Annotated in this window: 17 protein-coding genes, 2 tRNA genes and 1 pseudogene; 9 read left to right on the plus strand and 11 right to left on the minus strand. The window is 62.8% G+C overall.

What is annotated here, in order from left to right; translation table 11 throughout:
* The first annotated feature begins 275 nt into the window (after nucleotides 1-275).
* The 4 genes from BANT918_RS17790 to BANT918_RS13045 all read left to right on the plus strand — a co-directional run bounded on the left by BANT918_RS17790 (nucleotide 276) and on the right by BANT918_RS13045 (nucleotide 4304).
* Nucleotides 276-503, plus strand: a complete 228-nt coding sequence (locus tag BANT918_RS17790) for an amino acid permease (RefSeq protein WP_233429532.1) — start codon at nucleotides 276-278, stop codon at nucleotides 501-503.
* 12 nt (nucleotides 504-515) lie between these two features.
* Nucleotides 516-1691 (plus strand): APC family permease, encoded by a 1176-nt coding sequence (locus BANT918_RS13035; RefSeq protein ID WP_233429531.1) that lies wholly within the window; start codon nucleotides 516-518, stop codon nucleotides 1689-1691.
* Between the two features lie 227 nt (nucleotides 1692-1918).
* Nucleotides 1919-3340, plus strand: coding sequence for an argininosuccinate synthase (gene argG, locus BANT918_RS13040; RefSeq protein WP_101620664.1), 1422 nt, complete (start codon nucleotides 1919-1921; stop codon nucleotides 3338-3340).
* 172 nt (nucleotides 3341-3512) lie between these two features.
* The gene (locus BANT918_RS13045) at nucleotides 3513-4304 is read left to right on the plus strand and encodes a DNA alkylation repair protein (protein ID WP_101620665.1); all 792 of its coding nucleotides are present in this window, start codon (nucleotides 3513-3515) and stop codon (nucleotides 4302-4304) included.
* On the opposite strand, the gene BANT918_RS13050 is transcribed toward BANT918_RS13045, so the two are convergent.
* Nucleotides 4267-5070: an alpha/beta fold hydrolase gene (locus BANT918_RS13050; RefSeq protein ID WP_101620666.1), complete on the minus strand. Its 804-nt coding sequence runs from the start codon at nucleotides 5068-5070 to the stop codon at nucleotides 4267-4269. The two genes, BANT918_RS13045 and BANT918_RS13050, sit on opposite strands and share 38 nt — an antisense overlap.
* A gap of 132 nt (nucleotides 5071-5202) precedes the next feature.
* Nucleotides 5203-5275: transfer RNA gene (locus BANT918_RS13055), tRNA-Arg, on the minus strand.
* Nucleotides 5276-5668: 393 nt separating this feature from the next.
* Here BANT918_RS13055 and BANT918_RS13060 point away from each other — a divergent pair.
* Complete coding sequence (locus BANT918_RS13060; RefSeq protein WP_101620667.1) at nucleotides 5669-7501, plus strand: phosphoenolpyruvate carboxykinase (GTP); 1833 nt, start codon at nucleotides 5669-5671, stop codon at nucleotides 7499-7501.
* Between the two features lie 465 nt (nucleotides 7502-7966).
* Here the strand turns inward: BANT918_RS13060 and BANT918_RS13065 are convergent, their stop codons facing one another.
* From BANT918_RS13065 to BANT918_RS13075, 3 genes are all read right to left on the minus strand, one after another.
* Complete coding sequence (locus tag BANT918_RS13065) at nucleotides 7967-8200, minus strand: hypothetical protein (RefSeq protein ID WP_101620668.1); 234 nt, start codon at nucleotides 8198-8200, stop codon at nucleotides 7967-7969.
* A complete protein-coding gene (locus BANT918_RS13070; RefSeq protein ID WP_101620669.1) occupies nucleotides 8197-9609 on the minus strand; it encodes an inorganic phosphate transporter in 1413 nt (470 codons plus the stop codon). Before BANT918_RS13070 ends, BANT918_RS13065 begins: the two co-directional genes overlap by 4 nt.
* A gap of 226 nt (nucleotides 9610-9835) precedes the next feature.
* Nucleotides 9836-11281 carry an aspartate aminotransferase family protein gene (locus BANT918_RS13075; RefSeq protein ID WP_101620670.1) on the minus strand — a complete coding sequence of 482 codons (1446 nt, stop codon included), beginning with the start codon at nucleotides 11279-11281 and terminating at the stop codon, nucleotides 9836-9838.
* Nucleotides 11282-11484: 203 nt separating this feature from the next.
* On the opposite strand from BANT918_RS13075, the gene BANT918_RS13080 reads away from it, so the two are divergent.
* A complete protein-coding gene (locus tag BANT918_RS13080) occupies nucleotides 11485-13092 on the plus strand; it encodes a PucR family transcriptional regulator (RefSeq protein WP_101620671.1) in 1608 nt (535 codons plus the stop codon).
* Between the two features lie 26 nt (nucleotides 13093-13118).
* Nucleotides 13119-13295 (plus strand): hypothetical protein, encoded by a 177-nt coding sequence (locus BANT918_RS17465; RefSeq protein ID WP_167389472.1) that lies wholly within the window; start codon nucleotides 13119-13121, stop codon nucleotides 13293-13295.
* A 116-nt stretch (nucleotides 13296-13411) separates the two neighbouring features.
* On the opposite strand, the gene BANT918_RS13085 is transcribed toward BANT918_RS17465, so the two are convergent.
* The 6 genes and pseudogenes from BANT918_RS13085 to BANT918_RS13110 all read right to left on the minus strand — a co-directional run bounded on the left by BANT918_RS13085 (nucleotide 13412) and on the right by BANT918_RS13110 (nucleotide 18586).
* Nucleotides 13412-14497, minus strand: coding sequence for a proline racemase family protein (locus BANT918_RS13085; RefSeq protein WP_101620672.1), 1086 nt, complete (start codon nucleotides 14495-14497; stop codon nucleotides 13412-13414).
* A gap of 34 nt (nucleotides 14498-14531) precedes the next feature.
* Nucleotides 14532-15431, minus strand: coding sequence for a dihydrodipicolinate synthase family protein (locus BANT918_RS13090; protein ID WP_101620673.1), 900 nt, complete (start codon nucleotides 15429-15431; stop codon nucleotides 14532-14534).
* A 58-nt stretch (nucleotides 15432-15489) separates the two neighbouring features.
* Nucleotides 15490-16761: pseudogene (locus BANT918_RS13095) on the minus strand (NAD(P)/FAD-dependent oxidoreductase); the annotation flags it as partial.
* A 167-nt stretch (nucleotides 16762-16928) separates the two neighbouring features.
* Nucleotides 16929-17675 carry a GntR family transcriptional regulator gene (locus tag BANT918_RS13100; protein ID WP_101620750.1) on the minus strand — a complete coding sequence of 249 codons (747 nt, stop codon included), beginning with the start codon at nucleotides 17673-17675 and terminating at the stop codon, nucleotides 16929-16931.
* Nucleotides 17676-17740: 65 nt separating this feature from the next.
* Nucleotides 17741-18334 carry a short chain dehydrogenase gene (locus BANT918_RS13105; protein WP_101620675.1) on the minus strand — a complete coding sequence of 198 codons (594 nt, stop codon included), beginning with the start codon at nucleotides 18332-18334 and terminating at the stop codon, nucleotides 17741-17743.
* A gap of 163 nt (nucleotides 18335-18497) precedes the next feature.
* A tRNA-Ser gene (locus BANT918_RS13110) sits at nucleotides 18498-18586 on the minus strand.
* Nucleotides 18587-19321: 735 nt separating this feature from the next.
* Here BANT918_RS13110 and BANT918_RS13115 point away from each other — a divergent pair.
* Nucleotides 19322-21169, plus strand: a complete 1848-nt coding sequence (locus BANT918_RS13115; protein ID WP_101620676.1) for an LCP family protein — start codon at nucleotides 19322-19324, stop codon at nucleotides 21167-21169.
* Entirely contained in the window at nucleotides 21166-23487 is a 2322-nt protein-coding gene (locus tag BANT918_RS13120; protein WP_101620677.1) for an FAD/NAD(P)-binding protein, read from the plus strand. The genes BANT918_RS13115 and BANT918_RS13120 overlap by 4 nt, the downstream gene beginning before the upstream one ends.
* Nucleotides 23488-23753: the final 266 nt, after the last annotated feature.

Below are 23753 nucleotides of genomic sequence, written 5' to 3' on the forward strand. Positions count from 1 at the left end.
ATCGATCTCGCCCATCCGGCCGAGGGAGACCCCCGTGTCGATTCGCCTCTGCCGAAGCAGTGCTCCTGTTCTCGCTCCTCTCCCGTCTCACCCCCCTCCCGTCTCACTCCCCTCCCGTCCTCGACCATCCATATTCTGAGATACGATGAACACCGTTGAATCACCGTCGATTCGTGCAAAGGCGCAATCTCATGACCGAACATTCCCCGAAATAACATCTCTCCGACTCCGATCACCTCTCGGTCCTCGGCTACGAGGACTCCTTCGAACGATCGATGAGCCCCTGGGCGAACTTCGCCCTCGGCTTCACCTATCTCTCCCCGCTCGTCGGCGTCTACTCGCTCATGGCTGTGGCCCTCTCCACCGGCGGACCGCCATCGATGTGGTGGATCATCATCGTCGCTTGCGGCCAGATGCTGGTCGCCCTGGTCTTCGGTGAAGTCGTCTCCCAGTTCCCCATCGCCGGTGGGATCTACCCTTGGGCACGCAGACTGTGGGGTTAGCGGTATGCCTGGATGGCCGCGTGGGTCTACATCTGCGCCCTCATCGTCACCATCACCTCGGTGGCGGAGTTCGGTGCCGGATTCGTGTCGAGTCTGTTCGGCTTCGAACTGAATCGCAATACCACCCTTCTCTTGGCCTTGGGCCTGCTGGTCCTGGCCCTGGCCATCAACTTCAGCGGCACCAAGTGGTTGGCCCGGATCGCACGCATCGGCCTGTTCGCCGAACTCATCGGCGTCATAGGCCTCGGCCTGTTCCTGCTCATCTTCGAACGCAAGCACAGCTTCGGCGTGTTCTTCGACTCCATGGGAACCGCCGGTGATGGCAGCTACGCCGCCGCATTCATGGGCGCTGCGGTCGCCGGACTCTTCCTCTTCTACGGCTTCGAGGCCTGCGGCGACGTCGCCGAAGAGGTGTCCGATCCGGCCCGCGGCATCCCCAAGGCCATGCTCATGACGATCCTCGTCGGCGCGGTCTCGGCCCTGTTCTCATTCGGCGGCTACGTGTTGGCAGCCCCGAACCTCGACGAGATCGTGGCCGGTCAGGTCGCGGACCCCATTCCCGCGATCCTCGAGGGCAGCCTCGGCACGGTCGGGGCGAAGATCTTCCTCCTCGTCGCGATCACCGCCTTCATCTCCTGCGTCCTCAGCCTCCAGGCCGCGGCCTCGCGCCTGATATTCAGCTTCGCCCGAGACGGGATGATGCCAGGTCACAAGTGGCTGTCCAAGGTCACCGATGGCACCAAGGTCCCCCGCAACGCCCTCATCGTCGCCTGCATCACCCCAGCTCTCATCTGCGTGCTGATCTGGTTCAATGATGGAATCCTCGTCGCGGTCACCTCCTTCGCCATCCTCGGCATCTACCTCGCATTCCAGATGGTCGTCCTCGGCGCGCTGCGGCAGCGCTTCAAGGGTTGGAGGCCCGCGGGCCCGTGGTCGCTGCGGGGCTGGGGAATCATCGTCAACATCGCGGCGCTGGCCTATGGGATCTTCGCCATGATCCTGTTGGCGCTGCCCGGCGACTCGGGTTCGTTCTTCGCCGACTGGATCGTGCTTCTCGGCCTCGTCGTGGTGCTCGTGGTCGGGGTCGTCTACCTCTTCACCGCCCGTCCGGACCGGCAGTCCGACGCCCCCGAAGGTGACGCCATCGCCGTCGCCGAGGCGATCCGCTCCCACCGCTCGAATCGCTGAGATCCAGCCCACGAGTCGCCGAACGCCGAGCGGACCACTTAGTTTCGAGCGGACCCGCTATAGGGTGTCCCTTCGAAGCCGAGTGGTCCGCTCGTTTCCACGCAGTGAGCTGCCCGGCAGTGCAGGTCAGCTCGGCGAGGGGCGGGACCCTCCACTCATCCACATAAAAATACAGGTCTATGTATAACAATTCGACATGAGCTTGTCCGGCAGTTAAGCTGGTCAGCATGTCGAAAGTATTGTCTGCACTCCCAATCGGTGAACACGTTGGAATCGCCTTCTCCGGCGGACTGGATACGTCCTGCGCGGTCGCATGGATGCGTCACAAGGGCGCCATTCCCTGCACCTACACGGCCGATATCGGCCAGTACGACGAGCCCGACCTCGACTCCGTGACGGAGCGTGCGAAGGAATACGGTGCGGAGATCGCCCGGTTCGTCGACGCCAAGCGCCTGTTGGTCGAAGAAGGCTTCGTCGCCCTGCAGTGCGGTGCCTTCAACGTCCGCTCCGGCGGCAAGACCTACTTCAACACGACCCCTCTGGGCCGTGCGGTCACCGGCACGATGCTTGTGCGCGCCATGAAGGAAGACGGCGTCGACATCTGGGGCGATGGCTCGACCTACAAGGGCAACGACATCGAACGCTTCTACCGCTACGGCCTGATGGCCAACCCGAAGCTTCGCATCTACAAGCCATGGCTCGACTCGGACTTCGTCGAGGAACTGGGCGGACGCCAGGAGATGAGCGAATGGCTCGTCGAACACGGCTACCCCTACCGTGACTCTGCCGAGAAGGCATACTCCACCGACGCCAACATCTGGGGTGCGACTCACGAGGCCAAGACGCTCGAATTCCTCGATGCCGGACTCGACATCGTCGAACCGATCATGGGCGTCGCGGCCTGGCGCGACGACGTCGAGGTCACAACCGAAGAGGTCACTGTCGGCTTCGAGGCTGGTCGTCCCGTGTCGATCAATGGTGAGAAGTTCGACGATCCTGTCGCCCTGGTCTTCAAGGCCAACGAGATCGGCGGCCGTCACGGACTCGGTGTCTCCGACCAGATCGAGAACCGCATCATCGAGGCGAAATCGCGGGGCATCTACGAGGCTCCCGGCATGGCACTGTTCCACATCACCTATGAGCGCCTGCTCAACGCCATTCACAACGAAGACACCATCGCGCTCTACCACGAAGAGGGGCGCCGCTTGGGTCGGCGCATGTACGAGGGACGTTGGTTGGATCCGCAGTCACTCATGCTGCGCGAATCGATGCAGCGCTGGGTCGCCTCGGCGATCACCGGCGAAGTGACGTTGCGCCTGCGCCGCGGTGACGACTACACGATCGTCAACACCACTGGTCCCAACCTCAGCTACCACCCGGAGAAGCTGTCAATGGAGCGCGTGGGCGACGCCGCCTTCGGCCCCGAGGACCGCATCGGCCAACTGACCATGCGCAACCTCGACATCGCCGATTCGCGTGCCCGCCTCGAGCAGTACGCCGCTATGGGCATCGTCTCAGGTCCGACCTCTGAACTCATCGGCTCCCTTGAGGCCGGTGGCGCCGAGGAGATCGCGAACTCCACCGCCGACGTCGACGCGGCCAGCGACCGTGCCGGCCTGTCCGCCGCCTTCGACGCCGGCACGGACTGATCGCCGAGCCCACAGCCAGTAACTGACAACGGTCGGCAAGTTCACCTCAAAATCTCGCGCGAGATCGAGGTGGACTTGTCGACCGTTTCGTCTATTCACCGTGCTTCGCAGTCTCCTTCCACAGGCAGCTTCCCGGCAGGTAGTTCCCCGCGGATGGTGAGATGATCGTGCGATGACAACAGCGGCGTCCAGCCTGCAGTCCCTCGCCGAGGTGATCGAGTCGGAACTGCGTGATCGTGGCACCTCCGTACGCGCCACGAAGGAACGCGCATACCTCAAGAGCGACCTCGTCCACTACGGCGTCGGCGTACCGGGTACGCGCGCAGTGGTGGCCACGACTCTGCGCGGGGTGGAGTTGGACCATGACGGAATCGTCGCTCTCGTCGAGGCCCTGTGGAACTCTACGGGCGCACTGGACGACGCGAGCCGCGGTACTCCGGTTTATGAGTGTTGCAGTGCGGCCACGATGGTGCTCATCCAAACGAAGGACCACCTCGGCGCCGGTGACACTGACCTCTTCGAACGACTGCTGCGACAGTCCCGCACCTGGGCGCTCGTGGATCCACTCGCCGGTGATGCCGTCGGCCCGTTGTCTGAACATGATGCGAAGTTTGCTCCGGTGCTCGAACGCTGGGCGAGCGACGACGATTTCTGGATCCGACGCTCAGCGCTGCTGGCCCACCTGCGACCACTGCGGGAAGGCCGCGGAGACTTCGAGCGATTCTCACGTCTCGCCGATGCGATGCTGGAAGAGACGGAATTCTTCATCCGCAAAGCAATCGGCTGGGTGCTGCGCGACACCGCCCGCACACGACCGGAGATGGTCTTCGACTGGATGTTGCCGCGCGCCCATAGAGCCTCGGGCGTGACGATGCGTGAAGTGGTGAAGCATCTGTCGCCTGAGCAGCGGAATGCACTGCTTGCGGCTAAAGGGACTCGGCGAAGTCGAGCAGGATCTGGTTGAAGGCCCCCGGCGCCTCGATGTTGGCGGCATGGCCAGCGTTGGGGATGACCGCCGATGAGCCGAGCGGAGCCAGGCCTGCGGATGCGGCTGCGTGCGATGAGGGCCAGTGCTCGCTCTCGGCTCCGGCGACGAAGAGCACAGGCACGTCGGCGCCTTCGATCACGGAACGCCAATCGGCCTTCGCATGGTCGCCCAGCAGACCCAGCTCGCCACGGCTGAGCTTGTGATCCACACCCTTCATGGCCTTGAGCAGACGCACCATGCGCCTGCCTCGCTTCCAGACGGGGGTGCCATGCCCCGTGGGAGGAATGCCCTCGGCGAAGTAGGTGTCGACGTTGGACTCCTCGTAGCCGTAATACCCGTGCGGCCAGTCAGCGGTGTTGAGCATCTTAGGCGTCTGGTCGACGACAGCGATTCCGGTGATGCGATCGGCACCGAACTGGGAGAGATAGGACCAAACGGTGTTGCCGCCCATGGATCCGCCCACGAGCAGAACATTTCGCAGATCCAAAGCCTCGAGAACTTGTGCCACGTCCTGACCACGCCGCTCCATGGTCACACCAGACTTGGGGTGGTCGGCACCTCCGTGGCCGCGCAGGTCAACTGAGAACACCTCGCATCCAGCCTGTGCCAACGGTTGAACCTGGTAGCGCCAGCTGGTCGCCGGTGCCTTGAACCCCGCCAGCAGCATCACGGGGCGACCGGCGGGGTCTCCGGTCTGCGTGTACTCGAGACTGACGCCGTCATCGGCACTGATTGCGGCCACGGTCCACTCCTAGCGCTGGGTTCCCCGCGAGTCAGGGTCCGCAATGACCATGCAGTTCTCCGGGCTTCGAGGGTGAACTCACAAAAGAAGCCCTTCACCAGCTGTTCCTGCTGGTGAAGGGCTTCCCTACTGTGCGCCACGAGGGATTCGAACCCCCAACCTTCTGATCCGTAGTCAGATGCTCTATCCGTTGAGCTAGTGGCGCATGTCGCCTGGACTCTCGCCCTGCAACTGGATCAACTATACACACCGAAATCACCCAAGCTCAAATTCGGCCAAAGTGCGCTTCACCACATTCGCAGATTCGGCGGATCCTAGAGCTCAGGTCCGTCTCAACGGACTTTTGATACAAGCGAACTGGCGAGAATACTGAGGTCACTGCCTTCATGAAACTGCACCTTTTGCAAAGAAGCATCATGCGTATGCAAAAACACATCATTGCTTTGATCTATGTGCGTCTTTAGAGGTGGTGTTGTGACCCAATGCACATCTTCCGAGAACTCAAAACCAGGATTTTCCGGTCCGTCCGAGCCCTACGGTGGAGATGTACCAGCCGACAGGCGGAACCCCGTAATCCCGATTGACCAGGAGACCACTCATGACTGTCCTCGACCATGACGTCGTCGCTGACCAGCTGAAGAACGCACCGACCGATAGCGAGCCGGTGCTTTCGTTCGTCAGCAGGGTCGCCACCCTCACCACTCCAGACGATATCGTCTGGGTCGATGGTTCGGATGAGCAGAAGGCCACCATCGCCGACCAGCTCGTCGAAGCCGGCACCATCGTTCGCCTGACCGGCACCAAGGACTCATTCTACGCGGCCTCCGACCCCGAGGACGTCGCCCGCGTGGAGGGCCGCACCTACATCTGCTCCGTCGAGGAGAAGGATGCCGGGGCGCTCAACAACTGGATGGCTCCGGCCGAGATGAGGGAGACCCTCAAGCCGCTCTTCGACGGTTCGATGCGCGGACGCACCATGTACGTCATCCCGTTCGTGATGGGACATGCTGAGGCCGACCAGCCGATGTTCGGCATCGAGCTCACCGATTCCCCCTACGTTGTCCTCTCCATGCTCGTCATGGCGCGTTCGGGCAAGACCGCCCTCGACGCGATCGTGGCCAATGGCGGCACCTTCGTCGAGTGTGTGCACTCGGTCGGCGCTCCGCTCGAAGCCGGGCAGGAGGACGTCGCCTGGCCCTGCAACCCCACCAAATACATCACTCACTTCCCCGAAGAGCGCTCCATCTGGTCCTTCGGCTCCGGCTACGGCGGCAACGCGCTGCTCGGCAAGAAGTGCTACGCGCTGCGCATCGCTTCGTCGATCGCCCGTGATGAAGGCTGGTTGGCCGAGCACATGCTCATCCTCAAGCTGACGAGCCCGGAAGGCGAGGTCAAGTACATCGCCGCCGCATTCCCTTCGGCCTGCGGCAAGACCAACCTCGCCATGATCGAGCCCACCATTCCCGGCTGGAAGGCCGAGACCCTGGGCGACGACATCGCCTGGATGCGCTTCGGCGACGACGGCCAGCTCTACGCCGTCAACCCTGAGTTCGGTCTCTTCGGAGTCGCCCCGGGCACCGGCTACACCACCAACCCGACCGCGATGCGGGCCATCGAAGCCGGCGGAAACATCTTCACCAACGTCGCCCTGACCGACGACGGTGATGTGTGGTGGGAGGGCAAGACGGACGAGAAGCCAGCTCACCTCACCGACTGGCGCGGCAACGACTGGACGCCTGATTCCGAGACCCCAGCCGCTCACCCGAATTCGCGCTTCTGCACCCCGATCGCCAACGTTCCGACGCTGGCTCCTGAGTGGACGAACCCGAACGGCGTGCCGATCTCGGCAATCCTCTTCGGCGGCCGCCGCAAGACGACCATGCCGCTCGTGACTGAGACCAAGGACTGGAACCACGGTGTCTTCATGGGCTCGGTGCTCTCCTCAGAGACCACCGCTGCCGCCACCGGAGCCGTCGGCGTCGTTCGTCGCGATCCCATGGCGATGCGTCCGTTCATCGGCTACAACGTCGGTGACTACCTGCAGCACTGGCTCGACATCGGAAACACCGAGGGCGCCCAGCTGCCGAAGATCTTCTACGTGAACTGGTTCCGCCGCGACGAGGACAACTCGTTCCTGTGGCCAGGCTTCTCCGAGAACTCACGGGTTCTCAAGTGGGTCTTCGAGCGCGTCACCGGCACCGCCGACGCCGTCGAGAGCCCGCTCGGCCTGACCCCAGTCGAAGGCGGCCTGGACACCGAGGGACTCGACTTCACCGACGAGCAGCTGCGCAAGGCACTTGAGATCAAGCCCGAGGAATGGCAGACCGAGCTCGGACTCATCGAAGACTGGTATGAGCAGCTCGGCGATTCGGTACCTGCCGAACTCCGCGCTGAGGTCGACAACCTGCGCAATCGCCTGGGCCTCGCCTGAGTCTTCGAGTCGCTGAGTCTTTGCCTCGTTGAGTTGCTGCGTCGCTGAGTTGCTGCGTCGCTGACTGAGTGAGGTTCTGAGCCGCACAGAGAATCCCCCAACCATCGCCGAGGTGGTTGGGGGATTTTCATGTGCGAGGAAGCGGCGTCCTCGGGGATCAGCGCATCACGTACCGGGAGCACCAATGAACACCATTGCAGATGTAGGACGAGACGCTCCGGGGAAGACGTGCATAACTGACGGTTGCGAATGTGACCTGTATGGGCAAAACGTGCCCGTGAACATCAGGGGAGGCATCCACGCGGCGTTCAGACCTGTCTGCCTGGAGGAAGGCAGAGAGCGTGCGGGCCGGTCCGACAGCCGACGCATCAGCACCGTGGAGCATAGGCTCTGAAATCGTCGCGGGCTGCCGGCCGCGCTCCAACGCCGTGGAGTGCGGGAATGCAATGAAGGTCAGAAACGCACTCAGGCGCCGTGGAGGGCCGGGACGATCAGGTAGACGCCGACGAGCACAACGATGCTGCAGACGCCGAACACTGCCCAGTAGCCGAGCCTGAGCAGGGGTTTGCTCTGGCCTTCGGCAGCCAGGTCGACGTGGACTGCCCGCATCCGCACTGCACTGGAGAAGAGCGTGATGACGACGATCGCTGACACCCAGGTCGCGACCGCAACGATGAGGAAAGAGCTCCACTCGATCATTTCGAATCTCCCTTGTCTGCGTGTGCCCCGTCAGCATCTGTCTCCGCCGCAGGATTGCGCACAGCGCTGGAGTCGGAGTTGGTACCCACAGCGGAACTGGCGCCATCGTCAAAGCCGGCTCCGGCAACGGAGCCTGCTTCGGCAACGGAGCCGGCACCGGACTTCGCTTCCACCCTGTCAGCAACTCGCTGATCTCGGGCTTCGATGCGAGAGGCACGCTTCATGGCTGCCCGCTTGCGGTTGCGGTCCTTGCGCAGCTTGCGCTTACGACCGCGGATACCCACGGCCTCGCCGACGGTGTCGAAGTTCGAGAGCTCGGGATCCGCGACCTTGCGTGAGCTGAGGAAGATCCAGAGGACTGCGACGACCGCGATGACTGTGTCGACGATAACGCCGATGGTGCCGAGGTGCGCGATGCCTGCTGCGATGCCACCGACGATTCCGGCCGCCGGGATGGTCAGCAGCCAACCCGATGCGATGCGCCCGGCGGTGGACCACTTCACGTCCGCACCCTTACGGCCCAGACCGGAGCCGACCACCGAACCGGACGCCACCTGCGTCGTCGACAGGGCGAAGCCGAGGTGGGAAGAGGCGAGGATGGCCGCGGCCGTCGAGGTCTCGGCAGCCAGTCCCTGAGCAGGCTTGACGGTGGTGAGCTTGGTGCCGAGGGTGTCGATGATTCGCCAACCGCCGATATAAGTTCCCATGGCGATCGCCAACGCGCAAGCTCCGATCACCCAGAGGTGAGGACCGGTTCCGTGGTCCTGCAGATTCGCGGACACGAGCACCAGGGTGATGACGCCCATGGTCTTCTGCGCATCGTTGGTTCCGTGTGCCAGAGCCACGAGGGAGGAGCTGAAGATCTGCCCGTATTTGAACGGTGCCCGGTGAGCGGTCTTGCCTTCGCCATTGCGTCGTGTGATGGCATAGGCCAGGCGCGTGCACAGATAGGCACCCACACCTGCAATGATCGGGGCCGCCAGTGCAGGCAGGACCACTTTGGACAAGAAGACGCCGAAGTCGACGGAGTTGAGGCCGGCGCCGATGATCGCGGCACCGATCAGCCCCCCGAACAGTGCATGTGAGGACGACGACGGCAACCCGAAGCGCCACGTCGCCATGTTCCAGATGATCGCACCGATGAGGCCGGCAAGAATGAAGTCCGGAGTGATCTGGACTCCCCCACCGCCTTCTTTGATGATGCCCCCGGAGATGGTCTTAGCCACCTCGGTAGACAGGAAGGCACCGACGAGGTTGAGCAGCGCTGCCAGGGTGACCGCCGTCTTTGGCTTGATCGCTCCTGTGGCGATCGGAGTCGCCATGGCATTGGCTGTGTCGTGAAAGCCGTTGGTGAAGTCAAAGAACAGTGCCAGCACGATGACCAGCACAACGACGAAGATGATTTCCACTAAGCGACCTTGAACGTAGACACAATTCGGACCGTGGATGATTTAGCTGGCGGGCAGCGACCTCAATCAGCAAAAAGTCTACCGCCTATTCCCCCGAATCTTCACCTACAGTTCAGCGCTGCTGCGCTTGCCACACCCGGCGTTCACTTGTGAGCTGGGAGAATGTGCCCCCATCAGGCGAGAGAATGTATCGACGTTCACACTCGACCTGATGAGGACACACTTGTCAGATGACGTATTCGTCGGCGATGCTCAGCGCTTCATCGAGCACCTTGAGCCCGAAGCGCACGTCTGCATCGGGGGTGTTCAGCGGCGGGACGACATGGATCCGGTTGAAGTTCGCGAATGGAAGCACCCCACCTGACTTCATCGCCGCAATCACCCGATTCATCTCCGGAGAGCTGCCGCCGTACGCCGCCAGTGGTTCACGCGTGGTCCGGTCCTTGACCAGCTCAACGGCCCAGAAGCACCCCATTCCGCGAACGTCTCCGATCGAAGGGTGACGCTGCGCCATCTCGTGCAGCGCCGGCCCGATGATGTCGCGACCGAGGCGCTCGGCGTTGCCGATCATTCCCTCGTCGTCCATCGCATTGATGGTGGCGACTGCTGCGGCGCAGGCCAGTGGGTGGCCCGAATAGGTCAGACCGCCGGGGTAGACGCGGTCGCGGAAGGTCTCGAAGATCGCATCCGAGATCACGACTCCGCCCAGTGGCACATACCCCGAGTTCACGCCCTTGGCGAAGGTGATGAGGTCCGGGGTGACATCCCAATGGTCGACGGCGAACCAGCGTCCGGTGCGGCCGAAGCCGGCCATCACCTCGTCGGCGATGTATATGATGCCGTAGCGGGTCGTCAGTTCCCGCACCCCTTCGAGGTATCCGGCTGGAGGTCCGTAGATTCCGGCCGTCCCGGGCACAGTCTCGAGGATGAGCGCGGCGATGTTGCTCGGCCCCTCCAAGGTGATCATGTCCTCGAGGTGCTGCAGCGCCCGCTGCGTCTCCTCCGCCTCGGTGGTGGCACCGAAGTACGAACGGTACTGGTAGGCGGGCATGAAGTGAACGATGCCCTCGGCCGAGTAGTCGCTGGCGAAGCGACGCGGGTCGCCTGTGGCGTTGACGGCCAGCTGGGTGCCGCCGTGGTAGCTGCGGTAGGCGGAGAGGACCTTGGTCCGCCCGGTGTGCAGGCGCGCCATGCGGATCGCGTGCTCGTTCGCGTCGGCGCCGCCGTTGGTGAAGAACACGTGGTCGAGGTCGCCTGGCGCCCGATCGGTGATGAGTCGAGCCGCTTCGGAGCGGGCATCATTGACGTGCTGCGGGGCAATCGTGCATAGTTTCGCCGCCTGCTCCTGGATCGCTGCGACGACCTTCGGGTGCTGGTGCCCGATGTTCGTATTCACCAGCTGCGAAGACATGTCGAGCAGCTTCTGCCCCTCACCGTCCCAGATATAGGGGCCTTCGGCAGCCAGAATGGTCATCGGGTCGAAGGGCCCCTGTGCCTGCCAGGAATGGAAGACGTGTGCCCGGTCGAGGTCATGAGCCCGCTGACCCACGCGCACCTGGTCGGCGGTGAACGCCCGTTCGCCGTGATCCAGGTCCGCGTCGCGCTTCGAGCCATCGGAGTTGGATTCGTTGACCTCATGGTCGAGTTCTTCGTTCGCATTGATCACAGTCATGACGTGACGTCCTTTCGCATTTCATTCCATATCGCCGAGGTGGGTCAGACCGCCGAGACAGGGGCAGAGCGCCGAGGTGGTCCTGATCCTTCAATGGTGAGTCAGCCGAACCCGAATCACCATGGACACCCTGTCAACATATGTCGATTCAGACTTACACTGTGTAAATCACACGATCTCGAATCGGCGAAAGGAAACGCACATTGGACGTCTGGTCACAGCGAGCACCCGATCTGACGATCGCGGGCCTGCTCGACGTCGACGAGATCCGCCGTGGCGATCCCGAAGTCGTAGCCGGTGGTGACCAGCTGGGACGTGCGGTGAGATGGGTGCACATCGCCGATTCGGAGAATGTCGCACAGTTCCTCGAAGGCGGTGAACTCGTGCTCAGCACCGGCTTGTCCTACCGGTCTTCACCGGAATCGACCGCGAATTTCTTCGATCAGCTCGAATCAGCTTCCGCCTCAGGCGCTGTCATCGAACTCATCCATGACGATGGCCGACCTGATGACGAAGCCATCGAAACCGTACGCGCTGCCGCCCGTGATCGTGAGATCCCGATCGTGATTCTGCGCCACCGCATCAAGTTCGTCCGCGTCACGGAGCTCGCCCACCAGGAACTGCTCAATCGCCAGCTGGCCCGCGTTGAGCATGCGCGCACGGTCCACGAGGCCTTCACACAGTTGAGTCTGGAGAGTGCTGGAGCCCAGGACATCGTCGATCGAACGGCGGATCTGCTGGGCTCACCCGTCATACTCGAAGACGTCGGACATCGACTGCTCGCCTACGCCGGTGACACACCCTCGTCACGCACTGAGCAACACGAAAGCATGGGGACGGACCACCTCGGCGAGGGCAGCGGGCACGGGCGGCGGTGGCTGCAGACCCCGGTGGGGCTGCGAGATCGACGGTGGGGCCGCCTGCTGGCGCCGGGGCGTCTGGGATCTGACGAAGCGGCTGTGCAGGTCATCGAGCGCGCCGCACAGACTCTGACTCTGGCGCGGATGGCCGAACGCGACGAACAGGACCTTCTCGTTGCGGCTCAGGGCGGTTTGGTCCGCGACATCATCGAATCGGCAGACGTCGACGAGAAGCAGGTCCGAGATCGGGCGGCGGACCTTGGCTTCGCACCACGAGGCCGCATGATTCCCGTGGTCGTGCGCGTTGATCGCGGTCCGAACACCGACCCGACCACACTCCAGCTGCGGGAACGGTCACTGCACCGTGATTTCGTATCTGCAGCAACCGCTCACCGCTGCTCCACGCTGTCCGCCGGTCTGCAATCGGGCTCATTCGGGGTCGTGGTGGCGCTGCCGTCAGGTGCCGATGACGATGCAGTCCTCGAGCGGCTCATCGCTGAACTTCCCAGCCGCGACACCACAGTTGGAGTCGGGCGGACGAGTAAGTCGATCGTCGACGCTGCCATTGGGCTCGAATCCGCCACCCAGGTGGCCGAGATCGCGTCGACACTCGAGCTGCGACAACGGCAGTACTACCGATTCTCCGACGTGAGGCTGCGCGGGCTGCTTTCGTCCCTGCACGATGATCCGAGTGTTCGGGCCTTCGCCGAGGCAGAGCTGGCCCCTCTGCTCGAGGCTGATGGTGAGGGTGAGGAGATGCTCACCCTTCTCGAGCAGTTGATCACTCACGGCGGCAACAAGTCAGCACTTGCCCGCAGCGGCTTCCTGTCCCGCCCGGCACTGTACGCACGACTGGACAAGCTGCAGCGCAGGCTCGGCGTCTCGCTGGAGGATGCGGAATCACGCACTGCACTCCACGTCGCCATTCTGTGGCTGCGCACGAATGGCTGACCGTGGGATAGATCAGCGCGGTCGGAATGTCCGAGCGCATTCGTTCCCATCCCAGCGGACTCTTCGATGGTGAACGGCAGCGGGCAGCGGCAGCGAATTCTCGTGGCCTGATGCTGCGCCCGACGTTGCTGCGCTGCGATGAGATCGCGAGCGCGCTCGACCCGCCGTTGACCCGAGGTCCGCAACGTCCTCGGTTGGGGTGACTTCGCGCAGAGTGAGCCCGCCGAGCCGATGCCGCCGGCGGCTCCGGTGACGAGGATGGTCCGGCCTTCGAGTTCCAAGCGTTGTCCCTTCATAGTCAGGCGATCTGAAATCGGGATCACTCCCCGGCCCTCATTCGGCCCATTCCCGGTCCCCAGATGTCGCCGACGGTATAGCCGACAGGGAACGGATCGTCGCATTCGAGGACAAGCTGGTGGAACCCGGTGATCCACCCGCGGCCGCTGATCGTTGGGACGACGGCCGGAAAGTCGCCCACGGATGCCACCTCCTTCACCTCGGCGGTGAAGGTGGTACCCATCATCGATTCGTGGACGAACTCGTCCCCGACTGCCAGCTCTCCCCTGGCGAACATCGCGGCCACGCGGCCACTGGTCCCGGTCCCGCACGGTGACCGGTCGAGAGTGCCTGACCAGGTGCTCGGATCATCGAGGTCGACCTCACCGTTGGGCAGGACCACGGCATTGCGGCCGTGCGTGCCCTCGGTTCGTGCTGGCCCGTGGATCATCGGCAGAGCTATCGAGTCGACCTCCGGGATGAGCGGGTGGACGACGTGGAATGCATCGTCGGCGGCCTTCCTCATCACCGCTGCGGCCCGGATGATCTCCTTCGCATTCGCCGGCTCGAGGTCGACGCCGAGGTGTTCGGCCGTGGTCTGGACGTAGAACTGTCCCCCGAAGACGATGTCGACGGGAATCGTTCCGTAGCCGGGAACGTCTAAAGGCAGATCGAGGCCGTGGACGAAAGCCGGAACGTTGTCGAAGGTGACCATCGTGGCCCGTCCTCCCTCAACCTTCGCGCGCACCGCGACGATCCCGACCGCTGTGTCGATGCGCAGAGTGGTGATGGGTTCGCTGACGTCGATCGCACCGGTTTCGATGAGTGCAGTCACCGCACAGATGAGGTTCGAACCCGACATAGGCCGGAACCCGCCCTGTTCCATGACGATCATGCCGAAGTCACAGCTGGGATCTGCAGCCGGAACGATGAGCGGTGAGCAGAGTCCGGGGTACCCGCGAGGTTCCTGCAGGACCAAGGTGCGCAGGTCATCGAGGTGGTCTTGGCAGTAGCGGAGACGTTCGACCATGGTCGCCCCCTTGACTCGCAGACCAGAGCCCATGAGGACTCGGCCCGGTTCGCCCGCCGCGTGAACGTCCACCGTTTGGATAAGCTGCCTGTTGGTCATTGTGTCGATACCTCGTTCGACCGGCGACAGGCGATCAGGCGACGGTTTCGAGGCCGGCTGCGTTGAGGAGGCGTTGAAGCTCCTCGCGGTGCTCTGCAGCCAGAGGGAGAATCGGCCCGCGAGTCGGGCCCGCTGGCATTCCGACAAGCTCAACCCCGGTCTTCACGCCGCAGGCATAGCTATGTGATTCCAGGAATACACATATCGGGTGGATCTTCTCCCACAGATCCCGTGCCCGCGGCATGTCGGAATCGACAGCCAGCGCGTTGTACAGATCGACGCACAGGCGGGGAATGAAGCTGGCCGCTCCCCACACTCCGGCATTGGTTCCGAGTGCGAGCGCTGCGAAGGTCAACGTGTCACAGCCATTGATAGCCCGAATATCGTCGGAATGGTCGAGGTAGACGGAAGTGAACTTGGAGAAATCGCCGCTGGTGTCTTTGTAACTTCCGACTCCGGCTTCTCGACCAAGACGTCCGAACTGTTCGGCACTGACCTCAAGGCCGGTGGCGTCCGGGATGTTGTAGAACATGATCGGGATGTCAACGACTTCTGAGACTGCCCGGTAGTGGACGATGATCTCTTCGAATGACGGAGTGTCGTAGAAGGGAGGAACGATCATCAGAGCATCGGCACCTGCTTCCTCGGCATCGCGGCTCAGCTCAATGGTCTCTGCTGTTGAGAGTGCCCCGGTTCCCGCGACCACGGGCACACGTTTGTCCGCGTCTTGAATGTAGGCTCGGTTGCAGGCCTTGCGTTCCGCGACTGTGAGGGCGGTGAACTCTCCGGTCGAGCCGCCTGGAACCAATCCGTGGACGCCGTTTGCGATCATATGCTCGACCTGAGTTCCGATGCCGGCAATATCGATCTCGCCGCCGTCAGGAGTGAACGGGGTAATACAAGCGGCATAGATGCCGGTGAAGGTGATTGACATGATTGTGGCCTTTCAACTGGTGTCTGTCGTTCAGCGTTGGACGAAGTGTGTGAGTCGATCAGAAGCGCTTCGGTGATATCCGCGCGAGGAGGTCAGGACTGAGGTTGGTTTTCCGGTCAAGCATGATGTCGGTGAGCACCTTCGCCGAGGCGGGCGCCAGGGTCAGCCCCAACATCGAGTGGCCGGAATTCACGTAGGCGTTCTTCGCTGTCCCCAGGCTGCCGATCACAGGCAGCCCGTCCGGTGTCATGGGTCGCGAGCCTGCCCACGGAGTCCGCTCGCCGGGCGGTTCATCGCCCCAGTCGCGGAATGATTGGCGGGCCGCTTTCCGGATAGCTTCGACGCGAATGTCGTTGACCTCGTCATCTCGGCTGCCGAACTCCATCGTCCCCGCCAGACGAAGCATGCCGTTGAGTGGGGTGACTGCGACCCTGGTGTCTTCGAGAGTCAGTGAGGTTCTCAGCTCTATCGGCGCGGGAGCGTAGTCGATGCTGTATCCCTTGCCCGAATAGATGGGCAGTCTGGCGCCGAGCTCAGCCAGGAGCGCACCGGTCGGTACACCTGCGGCGACGACGACGGCATCGGTCGCGATGACCTCTGCGTCGGTGGTGACGATCGCTGTGACAATGTCACCGCTGCGCACGAAGCTGCGCACAGCCACTCCCTCACGCACTCTCACACCGAGGTCGCCTAACTTCGCCAGCAGTCCGCGGGTCAGGGAGTCGGGTTCGATCTGTCGATCAGCGGGAAAGTAGATCCCGTGGCGAATTCGGTCGCTCAGTGCTGGTTCCGATTCCAGCAGATCATCGCCGTGGAGCTCCTCTGCGACATGACCGGCCGAAGCGAACGCGGTCAGGGTCTGACTGTGCTCTTCGAATCGAGCGGTGGTCTCGAATGCCAGGAGAACCCCACGAGCATGCATCTCGAAATCGATGCCCTGACGCTGATAATCATCGAAGAGCGCATTCGCGTCTTCTCCCAGTCGCAGGTGCACGTCGAGTCCGGCTTCGAAGTCCTGGGCGTTGCAGTGCAGGGCCATGCGGAGCAGAAACTTCAAGTATCCGGGCGCCAAAGACGGTTTGATCGACAGGGGGCTGTCGGGTCTGAGCATCCATCTGATGCCTTGCAGCAAGACACCCGGCCCGGGAACCGGAGTACTCTCAGCCAGGGCCACTTTCGCCGCATTGCCATGGGATGCGCCGGCGCCGCACTTTCCTGATTCGAGAAGCGTAACCTCACATCCGGCAGACGCCAGTTCATAGGCGCTCGACAGTCCCACCACTCCACCACCGACAACGACTACCTTCATGCAGGTCTCCCTCAGTGCCGACCGCGACCCACACTGGTCACAGCGTCACGCCGGACGGATTGTATGACAATCCCTGTTAGACTCACGCTACGCACTCGATGTGACCGCGTCAATGCTCTTTCGCACAGAGTTTTTCAACGGCCTCCACGCCGGATCGACTGACGCTCCGCTTGACGCCTCGGAACCGGTCAGTCAGCCGATCCAGGAGTCAGCAGCGCGAGCTCTTGAGCACTATCCATAGTGTGAACATCCAGCGCTGTCCGGATCTGCGCAGAATCACCCGTGCGAATCGCGCGCATCAGTGCGGCATGAATGGCATGAGCCCGCGCGGGATTCGTGCGTGTGAATTGGTCATAGGCCAGGACGATAGTCATCTGCGCCTCCATCACCGGCCAGATGCGCATGAGCAGATAATTGTCTGCAGCTTCCCAGATCCCGCGGTGAAATCGCACGTGCGCCTCATGCAGGGCAAGCGGGTCCGATTCTGCGGTCGCTCTCTCGAAGACCCGCCACGCGTCTTCCAGCACGCCCATCCGCGAACCAGTCGTGTCAGCAAGGATCTCGTTGATCGCCTCGGTGTCGAGAGCGACCCTGACACGAGCGATCTCCAGCAGAGAATCGGACTGAATATCGGCTACGCGAAGGCCACGGTAGGCCTCCTGAATCAGAAAACCGTCTCTCGCCATCTGATTGAGTGCCTCCCGAGCAGTCGGGCGACTGACGTCAAGAGAAGAGGTGAGTTCTGCTTCGATGATGCGCTGACCCGGCCGGATCTCGCCGAGGACGATCCGCCTTTTGATCTCATCGACGACGCGTTGCCGGCGCTCCGTGTTGGACGCGGGAGTCGTCACCATGCTCGCGGACGAATTCTGCGAGGTACGAGACATGGACGTGCGTGCCGGTGTGCGTCCGATATCGTCGTTCTCTGGTCCCATTGAGTCCACTCCGGCGCCTCCTTCTCGATACGGATTGCTGAGTTCAGTCAGGTGCCCGGGCTGGGTCACACGGCAATGACCCTGCCGGTGACGTTTCCTTCCACGGAGCGCACGAAGGCTGCCGCAACCTGCTCGTCGGTGACCGGCACCATTCCCGCGAATGCGTCGTGGAAGTGAGGAGAATTCGCCAGCACATTTGGACTGACCGCATTGATCCGGATGCCGCGCGGAAGTTCGGGCGCGGCGGAGATGACGAATGATTCGACAGCACCATTGGCCAGTGCCGCGGCCGCTGCAGTCGGTACGGGTTCTCGGCTGAGCACTCCTGTGGTTGCCGTGATCGAACCACCGTCATTGAGATAGTCGAGGCCCTGCGTGACGAATTCAACCTGCCCCAGAGTCTTCGAGGTGAAGGCCTCAGCATAGTCCTCACGCGTGAGCTCCGTCAGTGGCTTGAACGCTGCGGACCCCACCGCAACGACGATGGCATCAACTGACCCGACCGCCGCCAGCAGTGCGGCGATCGATTCGGGATCCGAGGTGTCGACTCCGGGTTCAGTCGACCGTGAAGCGGCAACGACCTCGTGCCCTCGGGCTTCCAACTCGACTCGAGCAACCCCTCCGACGTGCCCCGCGCCTCCGACCAGCAAGATCTTCATGACACTGGCTCCTCATAGGTGCAATAGTCCCACGACTCAGGATTGACTGACAATCCAGAGCATAGAGGATCGCGAGCAATCACACCAGGGATTCAGTGCCACCAGACGAAAAACCCCCGCCAGCCCAGTGTTTCACTGGCCAGACGGGGGTCATTCACAAACGCGGAGTCGGAGGGATTTGAACCCTCGGTCCCCAGTTCAAGGGACTTCACCTTAGCAGGGTGACGCTTTCGGCCGCTCAGCCACGACTCCAAATATTGATTCGATGCCTCTCAGTGAAGAGAGTCTCGAATCTGCAGTTCGCACTACGGGGAACAGCCTATGCGAAACCAACGGCGAAGAGCAAAGCGCGCACACAAAGTGTGGCCTTGATCATAAACCGGTTAGAGTCGGATCGCTGGATAAATGGGGACGGCGACCAGGATCCCCTGCCCGCATACACGCGAGTTCCAGCATTCATCAATCTACAGGCGTAAAATCGTTCTGAAGTGCTCTGCGGTCTGCTCTCTGACTGGTTTGGAAACGATGCTGCGGAGGTGCGCCCTGCGCTGGCATCGATCATGATGCGAGCCGAAGGTCAGCATCGTGAGCAACGCACACTGCACGAGATGTCACCTACGAGGAGTTAAGAACTTGCCAGAGATTCCCCCTGACAAGCAAGGGCCGAATGGGAACGACCCCGATTCTCGCCCGGCTGGTCACCGTCTCCGCGCTTCTTCTCGTCCTCGATTCCGCGGCGATGCCACAGCCAGTGAGGATAAGTCGACTTCACTTCGTCCATCGTCGAACTCGCAGTCGAAGTCGCAACAGGCCTCTCCCCCGTCTCAGAACCCACCCGCGCAGTCTCAGAGTTCAGCCAGGTCGCACAACCCCGCCGATGCGAGTCGTCCCGCCTCCTCCACCTCACAGCAGCCGAGTTCCTCGAACAGTCAGTCGAAGGCACCGACACCTCGTCCAGTAGCACCACGCACTCGCCGCGAAGCACGGATGCTTCGAGCCGCAGGAGCCAGCGGAGCCTCCGCCGCAGGTGTGGCATCGGCCGCCGAGGCCCGGGAACACAACGCCGGCACACCGGAACAGACCGCCGCCACACCAGAATCAACCCCCGACAACGCTGCCCAGCCCACCGATACACGCAACCGCGGCCCCGCCTCGGCGAGGGAATCAGCGGATGGAACCGCTGACGAAGAAGGCGCAGCACCGAGGCGCAGAGACCGCCGAGCGGACGAAACTGCAGACGCGGCGGAAAGCTCGCGCGCACGTCGCCATTCCTCGCGGGTCGGAGAAGCCTTCCCCAGCCTCGTCGGCTGGACCTCGCTGAGTACCCTGATCCCTGGCATCGGGCTGCTGCGCACACGATTCCGGCCTCTGGGCTTCATCCTGCTCGGCGGATTCGTCCTCACCTTCGTCATCGCCCTCCTCTACGTCCTCATCAAGGGACCGATCCGCGCATTCGGCACCGTCGTCTCAAGTCCGACGCTGCTGACCTTCCTCGCAATCGCCCTCGCCATCATCGGTGTGATCTGGGTCCTCGTGATCGTGGTCTCCCATTTCGGGCTGCGCAAGGGGCACCGCTATGCCCCGTGGCAGAACAAGATGGCCGGCGTGCTCGTCGTCTCTCTCGCCCTCATCATCGGCATTCCCTTCGGCGTCGGGTCTGTCTACGCCCGGGTCCAGGGCGATACGGTCTCGAACCTGTTCGGCGACAGCACAGGAGATGCCAAGAGCGCCGAAGACCTCTGGGCCGACAAACCCTACATCAACGTCTTCCTCATCGGTCGCGACAACGGTGATGACCGCGAGGGCACACGTCCCGACACCATGCTCGTCGCCTCGATCGACACGAAGACGGGCAATACCGCACTGATCTCTGTGCCGCGCAACCTCGCGTTCCCGATCTTCCCCGAAGGCAGCGAATTGGCGAAGACCTGGCCCGACGGATTCCGGCCCACGGGCCAATCGTCGGTCGACCTCATCAACTCCGTCTGGCAGTGGGGCGAGGAGAACAAAGACAACATCGGCGACACGCACGGCCTGGAACCGGGCATGTTCACCACGATGCAGGCAGTTGAGGGCTCACTCGGTCTCAACCTCGACTACTGGGCGGCGGTCGATATGGCCGGATTCGAAGACGTCGTCGATGCCATCGGCGGCGTGAAGATCGACGTCGAACGTCCCATCCCCATGGGTGGCGGCAAGTCCATGTCCGGAGTCGCCAACGAGGTCTACGGCTGGGTCGATCCGGGCCCGCAGACGCTGAAGGGCAAGGACGCTCTCTGGTACGTGCGGTCGCGTGAAGGCAGTGACAACTACGACCGCATGTGCCGTCAGCAGCGCATGATCAAGACCACCCTCGATCAGATCAACCCACGCGAACTCGCCACGGCGTACCCCAAGCTCGCGAACTCGGCGACCAAGAACATCGCCACCTCGATTCCGCAGAACGAGGTCCCGGCCTTCATCGAACTCGCGATCGCCATGCAGAAGGGCGACGTCACGACGGTGCAGATCAACAATGATGTCACCCCCACCTACAACCCCGACTTCGACGTCCTCCACAAGTGGATCCTCGGTGAGGTCAAGGGCGCGTCGAAGGGTGAAGCGACGCCCAAACCCACCAATACTGCAGGCACGGACAAGAAGGACGAGTCCGCCAAGGACCAGCCCAAGGACGAAGCTTCCACGGAGGGGCCTACCGGCGAAGGCAGCCAGGACGGCGCCGAGGAAACCCAGCCGGGTGAGCCCAATGCCCAGGGCAAGTGCTACCCGAAGGGGTTCAAGCCCGGCGACGACTTCCCCGGCTATCCAGGCCCGGGAGCCGGAGATGAAGAGTGACGACTTCCTCACCACATTCGGGAACCAGCAGCTCAGCTGAGACGAACGTTTCCGCCTCGGACCTTCTTGACGCGCAGGCACACTCGGTCGCAATCATCGGCGCCGGACCTCGCGGGCTCTCGATCCTCGAGAGGCTCGTCGCTCTCTCAGCCGAACGGTTCCTAGGCGCAGACACCCCGCCCACCATCGTCGTCCATCTCATCGATCCCTACCCGCCAGGTGCAGGGATCGTGTGGCGTACGGATCAGCCCGAGACCCTGCTGATGAACACGACAATCGCCGAGCAGACGATCTTCCCCGACTCCAGCTGTTCCTTCGCCTCATCCGGCGCGCCGCGCGTCTCCTCCGACGACACGGCCGATCGTTTCGACGCAGGCGGCATGTCCGATCGTTTCGGTCCCTCTATGGCTCAGTGGTATCGCAATGAGGGCGGAACAGATCCCGTCGATGCGACGTTCCCCAGCCGGACTCTCTACGGCCGCTATCTGCGCGACGCCTATGCTCGCATCCGCGACACGGCACCCGATTTCTTCAAGATCGTCGAGCACCCGACGACAGTCGAATCGGTCATCGATCTGCCGCCGGTCGAACCTCTGGGCCACACGTCCACAGATCCCGAAACCGTGCCGCCGCAACTGGTCCGCTGCGAGGACGGAACGGCCATCATCGCCTCCGCCGTCGTCCTCGCCGTCGGCCACATCCCCAGCGCTCAGACCGAGGAACGTGCCCGACTCTCAGCCTTCGCACAACGCACCGGCGGACGCTACATCCCACAAGGTCTGCCGGCGGAAGCTCCCGTCGCCGAGGTGGCACCCGGTAACCGTGTCATCGTCCGTGGCATGGGACTGAACTACTTCGACCTGCAGACATTGTTCACCCACGAACGTGGGGGCCGCTTCGACCCAGACCCCGACATTGCGGGCGAACTCCGCTATGTGCGCAGCGGTGAGGAACCTCGCCTGCTGCTCGGCTCACGCCGTGGCGTCCCCTACCGCAGCAAGCCCATCTGCCCGGCCCACCCTCGCTCAGCCTGGCCCCTGCGCTACTTCACGCGGGAGAACATCGCACTGCTGGCTGGCCTCGATGACCTCGACGATCTCGACAGCGACCGCAAGGCGGGAGCACGTTTCAACGACCAGCTATGGCCGCTCATCTTGGCCGATCTCCGCCTCGCCTACTACAGCACCCTGTCCCGGATCCGTCCTGAAGCGTTCGCCGGTGACCCCGGTCAGTTGCGTGAGGCCATCGCCGAGGCGGTGTCCCGACACCTGACCAGGCGGACCTGGCGGGAGACCCACCCGGAGTCACGCGAGTCTGCCGAAGCGCACGCTGGGGACACGGACGCTGCCGGGTCGCGGCAGCGCGAAGCCGCCGAGGCTGCACGTCAGGGCCGTGTCACCCGTGAGGCTTTCGCGTGGTCTGAGATCGAGGAGAGCCTCGTCCCCGACCCCGCTCACCGCATGTCACTGCATGAGCTGCTCAACCCTCTTGAGGGACGACAGTTCGGCAGCCGGGGGCCCAGGGAGGCGAATTCCCTGCACGAGTGGATGCTCGACTTCCTCCGCAACGACCTCCACGATTCTCTGGCCGGCACCGAAGGCAGTGCCGAGAAGTCGCTGTTCACCGTGCTCTGGCAGTCTCGGCTGCTGCTCAAAGAGCTCATCGTGGCCGGCCATATCGACCGGGTCAGCATCGATATGGAGATCTGTGGTTGGTTCGAAAGCTTCGTCTCCGGCATCTGCGACGGTCCTCCCCCTCAGCGCATTGCTGAACTTCTCGCTCTGGCCGAAGCAGGCCTCGTCGAATTCATCGGCCCGGACATGCGCATTGAGGCTAATCCCGATGTCGCCGCACCGGCAGGTACCGGCGGCACACAAGCAGGTAGGGGCGGCGCACCGGCAGCCAGCGGCACTACGTTAGCGGTCGGGGATCCGTTGCCGCAGATCTTCACGGTCACCTCGGCGCAGGTCACGGGTGGCATCACGGGAAGCGTCGTCATAGATGCTGCTTCACCGACGAACGCCGTGTCCCGGGCCGCAGATGTGCTGATACACGGGATGGTCGAACGTGGCCAGCTCACACCCGCACGTCTGACCTTGGACGACGGACGTGAGAAGTTCCTCAGCGGACTGGCGCTCACGCCGCGGCCCTACCGCACGATCGATGTCGAAGGCGCCGTTCACCCTCGCCGTTTCGCGCTGTCCATTCAGCTCTCCTCCGTCCAGTGGGGATTGGCGATCGCAGCAAATCCCAATACGAACGCAGCAACACTGAATGACTCCCACGCCGCAGCAACAGCGATTCTCGACCTCATCTGAGGCACACGCAGGCGGCACATGCCCTGAGGGATGCTGAGCAGGGCCGAGCAATGTGGAGCAGGGCCGAGCAGCGTGGCGCGGGTCTGAGCGCTCGGAGTCAGGCTAAGTGCTCTGAATCAGATTGAGTTGGTTGCAAACAGCTCGATCGAAGTTTCAGAGCTCTACTTTAAACGTGAGCTCTGAAACTTCGATCAAGCTGCTTCTCCGAACAATCCTCATGACGCCTCCCAGAGGCCCCACCACTAGTCAGCGGTGGGCGCCCTCAA

Origin of the sequence: Brevibacterium antiquum CNRZ 918, from assembly GCF_900169145.1 — a bacterium.
Lineage (GTDB): Bacteria > Actinomycetota > Actinomycetes > Actinomycetales > Brevibacteriaceae > Brevibacterium > Brevibacterium koreense.